The following is a 12,035-nucleotide window of genomic DNA, read 5'->3' on the forward strand; positions in this document are numbered from 1 at the left end:
CCGTTCAGCCTCTCAGGACAGGATGCGGATTCCGTCCGGCACCCCGCTGACCCGGGGGAGCCGCGGATTGACGCGGAGAGTCGTCAGGTGCGGGAAGGCCGCGAGCCACCCCATCGGCACGCCCAGGTCGTAGGCGAGCCACAGATGGGTGAGCTGCTCGTGGGCGAGCCCCTCCAGCAGCTCGTCGGGGGTGAAGGGCCCGACGATCTGCACTCGCGCCCGCCCGCCCAGCTTCCGCAGCGCGGCCAGCTCGAAGCGGTCGGAGACCGGGAAGTACAGCCCTTCCGGGTCGAGGTGCGCGATGATCTCCTCGGCATACCGGTCGGTGTCGAAGTTCCGCCAGCCGCGGGCCAGCTCGGCGCGCAGCTCCAGCGAGGCCCGGTTCCGCAGTTGGGCGAGGTAGTGGATGGCCGCGTCGTCGTTGATCCGGGTGGTGGTCACGGCGAGCCGGTGCGCCTCCCGGTCGGGGACGGTGCCGGGGTCCGGCAGCATCTCCAGCACGATGGGCCCCACCCACCCCAGGCTGCGGGCGCCCTCCAGGGTGGTGGGCCGCACCATGTTGCGGGTCTCGCGGCGGATACGGGCGTGGGTCTCCGGGTCGAGCTCCGTCACATGCTCCAGGCAGGCGGCGGCCAGCAGCCGCCGCCTGTTGCGCTGCATGCCCTTGCGGCCGGGCGCCAGCAGCCCGCCCAGCAGCCGTGCGCACTCCGCGGGGCGGGAGTGCGCGACGGCCATCCGGATGACCTCCTCCCACTCGGTCTCGTGCGCGTGGTCGAGCAGCATCTCGAAGGCGCCCTGCTCGACGGACTCCTTGGCGGCGAGGTAGTCCTGCACGGTGCGGTGCACGAACTCGACCGAGTGGTCGGACTGTTCGCGCAGCAGCCCGGTGCGCAGCAGCAGGTGGTTGAAGATGTCCTCGGGCTGCCCCTGGCCGGAGGTGGAGGGGATGGCGGGGAGCTGCCGGGCGATCTCCTCCAGCGCCTCCGCCATGGTCAGTTCGGCCCGCCGGGCGACCAGCATCCGGTAGGCGAGCTTGCGCAGCAGCCGCTCGCGGGCACCGCGCCGCAGTTTCACGGCGTCGGCGTACAGGACGCGGCGCTCGGGGTCGCGGCGCTGCAGGAGCATCTCCATCGCGGCCTCGTACAGCTCCTTGCGCCCCTGCGGCAGCGAGCCGGACCGGTCCCGGTTGAGGGCGCAGATCAGCCCGCACATCAGCGGGTTGGTCGCCAGGCCGCGCAGTTCGCGGTAGAGCGGGATGGAGGAGAGGAGCTGGTCGCGGTAGTCGGCCAGCCGCTGGTGGTCCTTGCCCTCGTCGTCGGCGGCCGCGGTGTGCCAGGCGGTGATGAAGGCGGCCACCTGGTCGCGGCTCATGGGTGCCAGCGCCAGCTCGTCGAAGCCCTCGTCGGCCAGCCAGTTCGCCTCCACGGCCGAGGGGCGCGCGGTGACCAGGCAGAAGTTTCCCGAGTAGATCCGCATCAGACGGCGCAGCTGGTGCCGCAGCGCCGCCCGCTCGGACTCGGGTACCTCGTCGATGCCGTCGACCAGCAGCAGCCCCCGCTCCTCGGTGAGGACCCGGGCCACCCAGCCGTCGGGCGCCTCCTCGGCCAGCGGATGGCGCACGGCCCGCAGGAAGTCCTCCGGGGAGGGGAATCCCTCGCGGGCGAACCGGCGCACCGGCAGCACCAGTGGGATCCGGCCGCGCAGCGAGGCCAGTTCGGGCGGCAGCACGTCGCGGGCCGCGGAGACGGCCAGCCACTGCACGAGCGTCGTCTTGCCCGATCCGGCCACACCGCGCAGCAGCACCCGCTCGTGGCCGCCCAGCGCCCGGTCGGCGGGGAGCACCGGCTCGCCGCTGCCCCCGTCCTCCTCGCGCCGGTCCGGGTTGTCGAACTCGGCGCTGAGGCTGAGGTAGGTGGCGTCCAGCGACCAGTTGTCCGGGGTGTTGGGGTTGGGCAGATCGATGCCGTAGATGGTCACCCGGTTGTACTGCTCGGCAATGGAACGGGCGTAGCGGGTCTCGAACCCGGCGTCCACGGCGGAGGGCTCCGGTCGGCCCCGTACGGCCTCCACATCGTTCAGATCGATCAACTGGCGGATGCGGTGGGCGCGTTCCGGCATGCGGTCGGAGAGGACGGGGGAGCGGCGGATGAGGTGGTGCAGCAGATGCAGGCAGACGGTGACCAGGAGCCGGTCGTGGAACCAGGCCGCGTCCGTGGACAGTTCGCGGTCGGCGCCCGGGAGCGCGGAGCGCAGTTTGCGGGCGAAGTCCTGTGGGCCCAGCCGTACTGCCTGCTCATCGGTGGTGTCGAGCTCCCCGATGATCCACAGGGTGCGGGCGAGTATCGCGGCGACGGGTCCCTCGTCCAGGTGCGGCAGCCGGTGGGCGGGTGCGGCGAGGCCCACCAGTTCCCGGGCGAGCGAGAGCAGCGACTCGTAGGACAGCGGCGGGTTCTCGCCGCGGAAGGAGACGAGCCGCGCCAGCAGCTCCCCTTCGGACTGGGCCTGGTCGGGGGTGGACTCGACGGGGAGCAGGAGTTGGCTGACATGCGGATCGGCGACGGTCGAGGCGAGTCGGACGGCGGGGTCCATGGATGAGGGCTCCCTGACGGGGGCGGTGCGGGACGGGTGTGGGGTGAGGGGCGAGGTGGCGGATCCCGGATCGGCTTCTGGTGGTCGTCTGTTGACTGGTTGATGACCAGCGTAGGCCGTCCGTGTGGTGCCGGTCACCCTGCGTTCGCGTCAGGGTTGGGCCCGACCCTGCCGGGGGCCGGGGATGGTGGTGACCTCGATGTGCGAGGGGAGGTGGTGGGCGATCGCTGGGTTCTCGGGGCGGACCAGCGTCACCTCTTCGAGTCGGGAGAGTGCTGCCAGCGGTGCGAGGTCGAGGGACGCACGCGCCTGTGTCAGCTGAAGCCTGCGCAGGCTGGGGAAGCACTCGGGCAGCACGCCCAGGTCGAACGGGACATTGCTGAGCACCTGCATCTGTGTCACCTGCGGCAGCGGAGTCCGGCTCCAACTGATGTTGTCCAGGTGGTGCGGCTCGCAGGTGAGCTCTTCGAACCCGGGCAGCTCGGCGAGTTCGGACCAGTCCTCGGGCGGCAGTGGATGCGCGGTCATGAAGACGTTCAGCGCCTTGAGACTGCGGAGGCGGGATATCCCGGTGAACGTCTCCGCGTCCTCCGGGAGGAGCAGCGTGGTCAGTTCGGAGAGATGAGCGATATGGGAGACGCCCGGCCAAGGGGTGCTCTCCCGCAGACACAGCCGGCGGAGGCCGGTGAGTGCCTCGATCCCCTCCAGTCGCGCAAGCGTCTGCACGTCCCACAGGTACAGGACTTCCAAAGGCAGCGCGGCCAGCGGAGCGAGGTCCGCCACCGGGCATTCACGGAAGTGGAGCGTATGCAGGTGCGGGAAGGACTGGACGAAATCCAGCCGGCTCAGTGCGGGGTTGCGTGCGAGGCCGAGCTCGACCAGTTCAGTCCCCGAGCCATGGGCCTGGACGAGGTCGTCGACGGAGAACTCGCCACGGACGTATGAGGTCGTCCGTTCGCCCAGCCTGCGCAGCCACGCCAGATGCTGTGGCGTGCTCGCCGTGACCTGTACCTCGGGCCGGTCGGGAAGGTGGGCGATGATCTGCTGCGCGTAGGCGTCCGCGTCGAAACGTTCCCAGTGGCCGGCCAGTTGCTGCAGCACGGCGGAGGACGGGTGGTCACGGAACCGGGTCAGGAGTGCGAGTGCGGCGTCGGTGCCGAGCTGGGCCGCGGTGTGGGCCACGGCCAGGGCTTCGTGCACCCCGAGGCTCTCCGGTCCCGGCAGCAGCTCGAGCACCACCGGGCCGACCTTGGCGAGCTTCTTCGCCTCGTCGACGCTCTGCGGCGGAATCAGCTCCCTGGCGCGCTCTTCCACCTCGCCCCGTACGGCCGGGTCCAGCTTCGTGGCGTGTTCCAGGCATGCCGTCGCCAGCAGGTGCAACCGGGTCCGCCACCGCGGCTCTGTGTCCCCTCGCTCCACCAGACCCCGCAACAGGCGGGCCCGCTCGTCGGGGCGAGCGTGTGCGACGGCCATCCGCAGCACGTCCTCCCACTGGTCCAGGTGCGCGTTCTGCACCAGTACGCCGAAGTCGCGCTCCTCCACGGCGGCCTTGGCTCCCAGATAGTCCTGGAAGGTGCGGTGGACGAAATCCACCGCCTCGGGCCCCGGCTCGCGCAGCAGGCCGGAGCGCACCAGCAGAAAGCGGAAGATCGCCGTCGCCGAGCCCTGGTCGGCGACGTACGGCATGGCCGGCAGCATCCGCTCCACCAGGCCGACCGCGTCGCTCTGCGCCATCTCGGAGCGGCCGTTGCGAATCAGCCAGTAGGCGAGCTTCTGCAGAAGCTCCACCTGGGATGCCTCGTCCAGTTCGACGCCGGCCGGATGTGCGGCGTAGACGGCGCGCTCCCGGTCGCGCCGCTCCAGCAGCATTGCCAGCGCGGCGTCGTAGAGGGCCTTGCGGCCCCGGGGGAGGAAGCCGTGCCGTTCCCGGTGGAGGGCGCAGATCAGGCCGCACATCAGGGGGTTGGTGGCCAGCAGGGACAGGTCGGAGCGGGTGCGTACGGCCGCACGCAACGCGGCTGCCAGTTCCTCGTCCGCCTCCGCCGCCGCGTGCCAGCGGCCGATGAACAGGTCGACGTCGGCGGGGCGCATGGGGGAGAGGGAGAGCTCGGTGAAATCCTCCCGGCCCAGCCAGTCCTCCCGTACGGCGGAGGGGCGCGAGGTCACCAGGACGAGGTTGTCCGGGTACGCGATCGTCAGATCGCGCAGCCAGGCGTGGGCGAGGGCGCGCTCCTGCTCCGGTACCTCGTCGATGCCGTCGATCAGCAGCACCCCGCGCCCGGCGGCCAGCACGCGGTCGGCCCAGGCGTGCGGCTGTGCTCCGGTCACCGGGCATCCGACGGCGGACAGGAAGTCGGCGGGTGTCGGCAGCGGCGCGGTACCACGCGTCAGAGTGCGCAGCGGCAGCACGAAAGGCACCCGGCCGATCAGATGGGTGTGTCGTCCGGTCAGCTCGGACTGGCGTGCGGTGGTGACGGCGAGCCACTGGACGAGGGTGGTCTTCCCGGAGCCCGCCACACCGCGCAGCAGTACCCGTCGGTGTTCGGCGAGCGCCTGGTCGGCGGGGAGCGCCTCGACAGCGGCGGAGGCGGCTGCCATGCCCTCCAGGTCGTCGAACGCGCCGGTACCCGGCCCGTCGGCCGTCGCCTCCAGGCTCAGATAGGCGGTGTCCAGCGGCCACTCGCTGGCCTGCTGGACGTCGATGCCGTAGATGGTGAGAGTGCGGTGCCGGTTGGCGATGTAGCGGGCGTACTGCTGCTCGAACCCGGCGTCCTGCGCGGACTGGGAGGGGACGCGCTCGATCAGGACGTCGACGAGGGTGACCAGGTCCCCGAGCTTGCGGCTCTGTTCGACCAGGGTGCGGGCCACGAAGGTGGAGCGCTGGGTGAGGAAGTGCAGGATGTGCAGGCAGGCCGTCTCCAGCACTCGCTGGTAGAGCGTCTCCTCCGCGGGAGTGACGTCCCGGTGCGGGTCGTGCATGGCGGCCTGCGCGTGCAGGGCGCGGGCGAAGTCGGTGTGGCCGAGACTGACCGCCTCCACGTCGCTCAGGCCGATGTCCCCGAGCGCGTGCAGCGTGTCGGCGAGCCGCTCCGCGGCCCGCTCCGCCTCGCCCGGCGAGGGGGCCTCGTGCGGTCCGATGTCCCGTACCGCCCGGTCGATCAGCTCCCCGGCGAGCTTCTCCAACTGCCGCCTGCCCAGCTCACGGCGTTCGCCCGGGAAGGCGACCAGCCGCGAGACGCGCACCGGCCGGTCCACCAGCCCGGCCCCCGCGCTCTCCGCCGTGAACAGCCGCTTGACCAGCGGTGCCAGCACGCTGGAGGCGATGCGCAGCCCGGCGACCCCCGCGTCCATCCCCACCCCCCTTCGGCGCTCGACTCCCCGCAGTACGGGGCCGCGTACGGCGAGCAAGCGTAGAGGGCCGGGTACGCCACGTCGATGACGGCCCCTCGCCCCACCGGGGTCCGTCGAGTGAGCGGGGCCATATGAGCCCGGCCACGTCCGGCGTGGGTCCGCCGTGAGGTGCGGCACAGGGCCGGAGGGGGCTACGAGGCCCGATAGGAGGCCGGGAGCTGCCGCGTGGCCCCGGCGGGCGCGCGGGACCCGGTGCGGCGGCGCGGAGTGATCTGGGTCTCTCGTCCCATTACGGAGCCGTTTAGTAGAAGGGGCCCTTGATGCCCATTTTTGTGCGGGTTACCAAGGGGGCGCGTCCGCTTCGAGGCGCACTCCACGAACCCCCTTCCGGAGGTAGCACCCCTATGGCGATGTCGAGGACCACCAACCGCGCCCGTACCTACACGACGGCGCTGGCCGTCGGAATGGGCGCGTCGATGGCCCTGGGGGCCGGCACGGCGCTGGCGGCTGCGAAGGCCGAGGCGAACACGGCCCAGCACGACATCTTCGCGACCGGCACGGCGAGCAGCCTCGCGAAGTCCACGCAGCAGCAGGCCGACGCGCACCGCAAGGCCGTCGCGGCCGCCGAGAAGGCCGAGAAGCGCGCCGCCGAGGCGAAGAAGCGCGCGGCCCAGAAGGCCGCTCGGGACGCCAAGCGCCTTCAGGCGTCCTGGATCAAGCCGGTCGGCGGCGAGTACGAGCTGAGCGCCTCCTACGGCAAGGCGGGCGGCCGCTGGGCGCACAACCACTCGGGCCAGGACTTCGCCGTGGGCGTCGGCACCCCGGTCAAGGCCGTGCACAAGGGCACCGTCGTCAAGGCGGGGCCGAACGGCGCCGGCGACGGTCCGGCGTACGGCAACGCGATCGTGATCCGGCACGACAACGGCGCGTACTCGCAGTACGCGCACCTGTCGCAGATCAACGTCAAGCCCGGTCAGCAGATCAAGACCGGGCAGAACATAGCCAAGTCCGGCAACACCGGTAACTCCTCGGGGCCGCATCTGCACTTCGAGGTCCGCAAGGGCCCGAACTACGGCACGGCGGTCGACCCGGTGGCGGCCATGCGGGCGGTCGGCGTCACCTTCTGACCCACGCCCCCGCGGTGCGGCCCGCCGCGGCGCCGGCCCCCGGTCGGTGCCGAGCGGCCCGCGCCACCCCAGGACACTCCGGCCCAGGGGACGTGCCGGAGTCGGCAGCAGCGCTCGTCATCCGTGACGGGCGCTGCTCGTCTCCGCACGGGGGCGCGACGCCGGGCCGTGGTGGGCCGAGGTGACCAGTTCCTGGGCGACCTCCAGGGCGGCCTGGCGCTTCTCCTCGACGCCCGCGCCGGAGCTCTCCAGTGCGAAGAGCGACGAGTGCATGGTGAACAGGGCTGAACTGCAGCGCACCTGGTCGGACAGGGCGGCGTCCTCGTCCTTGATCAGCCTCAGCAGCGTGAACATCCGCGCCTTCATCTGCTCGCCCACGGACAGCTCGCGCAGCGCGGCCTGGTTCTCGTGCATGAACCGGACGAGCGGCGTGGCCTTGCTGATGCACGCGCTGTAGCGGTTGAGGATCTCCAGCTTCGTCTCCAGGGTGGTCGGCTGCCGCGCCTCCGCCCAGGCGATCACCTCGTCGGCCGGGCCCAGCACCAGGTCCTCGAAGAGGCTGGTGACCAGGTCCTCCTTGGTCTTGAAGTGGTAGTAGAGCGCGGCCTTGGTGACACCGAGCTGTTCGGCGATCTCCCTGAGCGAGGTCTTCTCGTAACCGCGCTCAGCGAACAGCTCCAGGGCGATGTCCTGGATGCGCTGACGGGTGTTTCCCCTGCTCATGTCGGCCCCTTCGGAACTTACTTGACGCCCGGCTAGTGGCGCCCTACTTTGTCCATCGTACTGAACTAGCCGTGCGGCAAGTAAGTGGCGAGCAAAGGGAGTGGCCGCGCATGGGTGCGAGCAGCGCGACAAACGGGGCAGAACAGGAAACGGAGGATCTCCGCGTCAAGGAAGCGCCGAGTCCGGGCCAAGGAATCCCCAAGGCGGCCGAGGACGCCTCCGGTACGATCCCTGAGGCGCAGGACGCTCCCGGGACCGAGACCGCCCCGGTCGCGGCGGCCGACGCGGAGGGCACCGGCGGCGCCGGATCCGCCTCCGGCGCGGGGGCCGGAGGACGCAAGCCGCGCAGCGTGCGCCTGATCCTGCTCTCCCTGATGATCGCCGTCCTGCTCGCCATGCTGGACAACATGATCGTGGGTACGGCCATGCCCACCATCGTCGGCGAGCTCGGCGGCCTCGAACACCTCTCCTGGGTCGTCACCGCCTACACCCTCACCACCGCGGCCTCGACGCCGCTCTGGGGCAAGCTCGGCGACATGTTCGGGCGCAAGGGCGTCTTCCTCACCTCGATCGTGCTCTTCCTCATCGGCTCGATGACCTCGGGCGCGGCCCAGACGATGGGCCAGCTCATCGGTTTCCGCGCCGTGCAGGGCCTGGGCGCCGGCGGGCTGATGGTCGGGGCCATGGCGATCATGGGCGATCTGATCCCGCCCCGCGAGCGCGGCAAGTACATGGGCCTGATGGCCGGGGTGATGTCCCTCGCCATGATCGGCGGCCCGCTCGTCGGGGGTACGCTCACCGACCACCTCGGATGGCGCTGGGCCTTCTACATCAACCTGCCGCTGGGCGCCGTCGCGCTCGCCATGGTCGGCACCGTCCTGCACCTGCCGAAGAAGCCGGCCAAGGGCCGGATCGACTACCTCGGCGCCGGGCTGCTGACCGCCGGCATCACCTCGGCCGTGCTCGTCACGAGCTGGGGCGGCACCGAGTACGACTGGGGCTCGGCCACCATCGTCGGGCTCGCGCTGCTCGCGGTGGTCGCGCTGGCCGCCTTCCCCTTCGTCGAGCGCCGGGTCGCCGAGCCGATCCTCCCGCTGCGGGTCTTCCACAGCAGGAACTTCTCGCTGATGGCCTTCATCGGCTTCGTGCTCGGCTTCGTGATGTTCGGCTCGATGACCTTCCTGCCGCTCTTCCAGCAGAGTGTCCAGGGCGCTTCGGCCACCAACTCCGGGCTGCTGCTGCTCCCCGTGCTGCTGCCGATGATGGTCGTCTCGGTGGTCACCGGCCGGGCCACCACCCGGACGGGCAAGTACCGGATGTACCCCATCATGGGCGGTGCGCTGATCCCCGTCGGCCTGTTCCTGCTGGCGCAGATGGACGTCGGCACCAGCAGGCTGACCTCCGGCCTCTACATGGCGGTGCTCGGCGCGGGCATGGGCTTCCTGATGCAGCTCACCATGCTCATCGCGCAGAACAGTGTGGAGCTCAAGGACATGGGCGTCGCCTCCTCGACGACGACGCTCTTCCGCACCATCGGAGGCTCTTTCGGCGTGGCCCTGATGGGCACGGTCTTCGCCCGGCAGGTCGAGGACTCCATGCGGAAGAGCGCCGCGGCCTCCGGGGGGTCCGGCGGCGGGAAGCAGCTCGCCGACACCGGCCCCCAGCTCGACGCCGCCTCGCTGGAGAAGCTCCCCGCCCAGGTGCGGGAGGCGTACGAGCACGCGGTGGCCGGGGGCACCCACGGGGTCTTCCTGCTGGCCACCGGAGTCGCGCTGCTCACCTTCGTGGCCGCGTGGTTCATCAAGGAGGTCCCGCTCAAGGACGCGGAGGCCCAGAAGTAGCAGCCGGTGCGCGGCGCCCTCGCCCGCCCGCACCCCGCACTCCGCCGCCGCCCCCGCGCAGGAAGCCCGACCCGCGGGGGCGGCGGCGTGACGACGTCCCCGCACGCGGGCCGGGTGGCGCCCGGAGGCGCCTCGGTCCGACGCGGCCCGGCCTCGTCGGCCTGGCCGGGCCAGGTCCTGACAGGCCAGGACCTGACAGGCTGGGCCGGGTCAGGTGAGCGGCAGCCGGTAGCGCTTCCCGTCCAGCGGCTCGACCAGCCCGTCGGCCACCAGCCCGTCCAGCGCCCGGGCGCGCTGGACGGGCTCGTGCCAGATGCGGTCGAGATCCGACTGCGGTACCGGCTCCTTGGCGGCCCGCAGCACCGCCAGCAGTCGTCCGCGCACCTGCCGGTCGGTCCCGGCGTACGCCTGGGTGCGCCGGGCGGGCCCCTGGTGGGCGGGGGCGCCCGCGCGCTGCCAGGCGCACTGTGCGGCGATCGGGCAGCGGCCGCACTCCGGGCTGCGTGCCGTGCACACCAGCGCGCCCAGCTCCATCGTGGCCGCCGCCCAGCGCGAGGCGGTCTCGTCGTCCTCGGGCAACAGCGCACGGGCGAGCTTGCGTTCGGCCGCGGTCGTCGCGTTGGGCGGGTACTGCCGGCCGCTGACGGCACGCGCGAAGACCCGGCGCACATTGGTGTCGAGCACCGCGTGCCGCTTGCCGTACGCGAACGACACCACGGCGGCCGCCGTGTACTCGCCCACGCCCGGCAGCGCCAGCAACTGGGCATGCTCGACGGGGACCTCTCCGTCGTGCCGTTCCGCTATGGCCTTGGCGGCCCCGTGCAGCCGCAGCGCACGGCGCGGGTAGCCGAGCCGGCCCCAGGCGCGTACGGCTTCGCCGGGCGCCTCGGCGGCCAGGTCGGCGGGGCGCGGCCAGCGCTTCATCCACTCCTCGTACACCGGCAGTACGCGGTTGACGGGGGTCTGCTGGAGCATGAACTCGCTGACCATGACGCCCCACGCGCCCGCTTCCGGGCGGCGCCAGGGGAGGTCGCGGGCGTGTGTGGCGAACCAGTCGACGACGGGAGCATGGAGGGCGCGCGCCGTCTCGCGCAGGGCGGGGTCGACGGCTTCGGATTCCGCGGCGCGCGCTGACGGGGCGCCGGCCGAAGCGGCTTGGGAAGTCTCGGTGGTCGCAGTCATGGCACGACCGATCCTGGCACGGCGTCCCTCATCCGAAAAACGCACACGCGGTACGAAAGCCTGTCCGCTGCTCCCGCCCGCGTGTCCGGCGGGTTTCGGGCACGGTGCCGCAAACACCGGAGAAGCCGCACAAGCCCCGTTACAGCCTTTAATCTCACCAATGGGAAAAGAAGTAGCAAAGCAATGTCAAGCGGTGCGGAGCGCCATCCGGGCGGCCGTCCGCTTCCGCTCATCACAACAATTGGTACTCCTAGCGGTGGGTGTGGTCCTGTGGTGTGGCTGATGTCTCGTAAGGTTTCCGCGTGGGATCTCTGCGCAATCCGATCGGGCCGCTTCCCTCCTCCATCTACTGGCGCCGGAGGGCAGTTGCCTTTGCCGTCCTCGCGCTGCTGGTCCTGATCGTCGTCTGGGCGGTGACCTCGTTCGGCGGCGATCCGTCCCGGAACGAGGGCAAGGGCGACGGCAAGGGCAACGGCCCCGCGAGCACCATCACTCCGGGCCCCACCGACTCCGGCCCGGCGATCAGCGAGCGCCCGGGCGGCAGGGACGAGGAGGACGGCGGCTCCGACGGGGCGGGCGGTTCCGGAGGCTCCGACGAGGAGGACCGGTCCTCGGCGGGCGGCACCGGCTGGGGCGCGGGCGACGGTTCGGACGGCGAGGCCGGCTCGGGCAACGACGGTTCGGGCGCGGACGGTTCGGGATCGGGCGGATCGGGCTCGGGCGGCACCGGCGGCGGGGGAGCGGCGGGTGTGCCGGCTCCGCCGGACCTGGCGGCCTGCCGGCCCGGCGCGGTGACCGTGGCGCTGCACAGCGTCAAGAAGAAGTACGGCCCGGACGAGAAGCCCCGGTTCGAGCTGACGGTCACCAACAAGCGGGACAGCGACTGCCGGATCGACCTCGGCCGCACCGCGACGGTCGTGACGATCAACAACCCGGAGGACGCCAAGTTCTGGGCCTCCGACGACTGCCCTCCGACCAGGAAGCCGCTGCCGCGGCTGGTGCCGGGCGACGGCAGCTCGACGCACACCCTCACCTGGTTCCGCAAGGCCAGCGCCGCCAACTGCGGTACCCCCACCTTCGAGGCGCCCAAGCCGGGGACCTACGAGGTCGAGGTGAAGGTCAAGGGGCTGAAGAAGACGGTCCGCACGTCCTTCACCCTGGTGAAGTAGCGGGCCCCCGAACCGGCAGCGGGACGTTCGCGAACCGCCGGCGGGACCTCCGC

At 71.6% G+C, this 12,035-nt stretch carries 7 protein-coding genes; 3 read left to right on the forward strand and 4 right to left on the reverse strand.

Annotated features, from left to right (window positions below; all coding sequences use genetic code 11):
* Nucleotides 1–12: 12 nt before the first annotated feature.
* Nucleotides 13–2,589 carry an NACHT domain-containing protein gene (locus tag ACFYMO_RS18300; RefSeq protein WP_366773839.1) on the reverse strand — a complete coding sequence of 859 codons (2,577 nt, stop codon included), beginning with the start codon at nt 2,587–2,589 and terminating at the stop codon, nt 13–15.
* Nucleotides 2,590–2,739: 150 nt separating this feature from the next.
* Nucleotides 2,740–5,940: an NACHT domain-containing protein gene (locus ACFYMO_RS18305; protein ID WP_366773838.1), complete on the reverse strand. Its 3,201-nt coding sequence runs from the start codon at nt 5,938–5,940 to the stop codon at nt 2,740–2,742.
* 410 nt (nt 5,941–6,350) lie between these two features.
* On the opposite strand from ACFYMO_RS18305, the gene ACFYMO_RS18310 reads away from it, so the two are divergent.
* Nucleotides 6,351–7,067, forward strand: a complete 717-nt coding sequence (locus ACFYMO_RS18310) for a M23 family metallopeptidase (RefSeq protein ID WP_388547426.1) — start codon at nt 6,351–6,353, stop codon at nt 7,065–7,067.
* Between the two features lie 117 nt (nt 7,068–7,184).
* Here the strand turns inward: ACFYMO_RS18310 and ACFYMO_RS18315 are convergent, their stop codons facing one another.
* Entirely contained in the window at nt 7,185–7,790 is a 606-nt protein-coding gene (locus ACFYMO_RS18315; RefSeq protein ID WP_366773836.1) for a TetR/AcrR family transcriptional regulator, read from the reverse strand.
* 110 nt (nt 7,791–7,900) lie between these two features.
* Between ACFYMO_RS18315 and ACFYMO_RS18320 the strand changes: the two genes are divergently transcribed.
* On the forward strand, nt 7,901–9,631 hold the full coding sequence (locus tag ACFYMO_RS18320; RefSeq protein WP_366773835.1) for an MDR family MFS transporter: 1,731 nt from the start codon (nt 7,901–7,903) through the stop codon (nt 9,629–9,631).
* A gap of 210 nt (nt 9,632–9,841) precedes the next feature.
* On the opposite strand, the gene ACFYMO_RS18325 is transcribed toward ACFYMO_RS18320, so the two are convergent.
* A complete protein-coding gene (locus tag ACFYMO_RS18325) occupies nt 9,842–10,813 on the reverse strand; it encodes an A/G-specific adenine glycosylase (RefSeq protein WP_366773834.1) in 972 nt (323 codons plus the stop codon).
* 302 nt (nt 10,814–11,115) lie between these two features.
* Between ACFYMO_RS18325 and ACFYMO_RS18330 the strand changes: the two genes are divergently transcribed.
* Nucleotides 11,116–11,982, forward strand: coding sequence for a hypothetical protein (locus ACFYMO_RS18330; RefSeq protein ID WP_366773833.1), 867 nt, complete (start codon nt 11,116–11,118; stop codon nt 11,980–11,982).
* Nucleotides 11,983–12,035 lie beyond the last annotated feature (53 nt).

The sequence above is a fragment of the Streptomyces sp. NPDC007025 genome, from assembly GCF_042869455.1.
Taxonomy (GTDB): domain Bacteria; phylum Actinomycetota; class Actinomycetes; order Streptomycetales; family Streptomycetaceae; genus Streptomyces.

What these genes read in the sequence shown, in the direction of transcription:
- ACFYMO_RS18300 (WP_366773839.1), bottom strand. Translation starts at nt 2,589, where the DNA reads ATGGACCCCGCCGTCCGACTCGCCTCGACCGTCGCCGATCCGCATGTC.
- ACFYMO_RS18325 (WP_366773834.1), bottom strand. Translation starts at nt 10,813, where the DNA reads ATGACTGCGACCACCGAGACTTCCCAAGCCGCTTCGGCCGGCGCCCCG.
- ACFYMO_RS18315 (WP_366773836.1), bottom strand. Translation starts at nt 7,790, where the DNA reads ATGAGCAGGGGAAACACCCGTCAGCGCATCCAGGACATCGCCCTGGAG.
- ACFYMO_RS18320 (WP_366773835.1), top strand. Translation starts at nt 7,901, where the DNA reads ATGGGTGCGAGCAGCGCGACAAACGGGGCAGAACAGGAAACGGAGGAT.
- ACFYMO_RS18310 (WP_388547426.1), top strand. Translation starts at nt 6,351, where the DNA reads ATGTCGAGGACCACCAACCGCGCCCGTACCTACACGACGGCGCTGGCC.
- ACFYMO_RS18305 (WP_366773838.1), bottom strand. Translation starts at nt 5,940, where the DNA reads ATGGACGCGGGGGTCGCCGGGCTGCGCATCGCCTCCAGCGTGCTGGCA.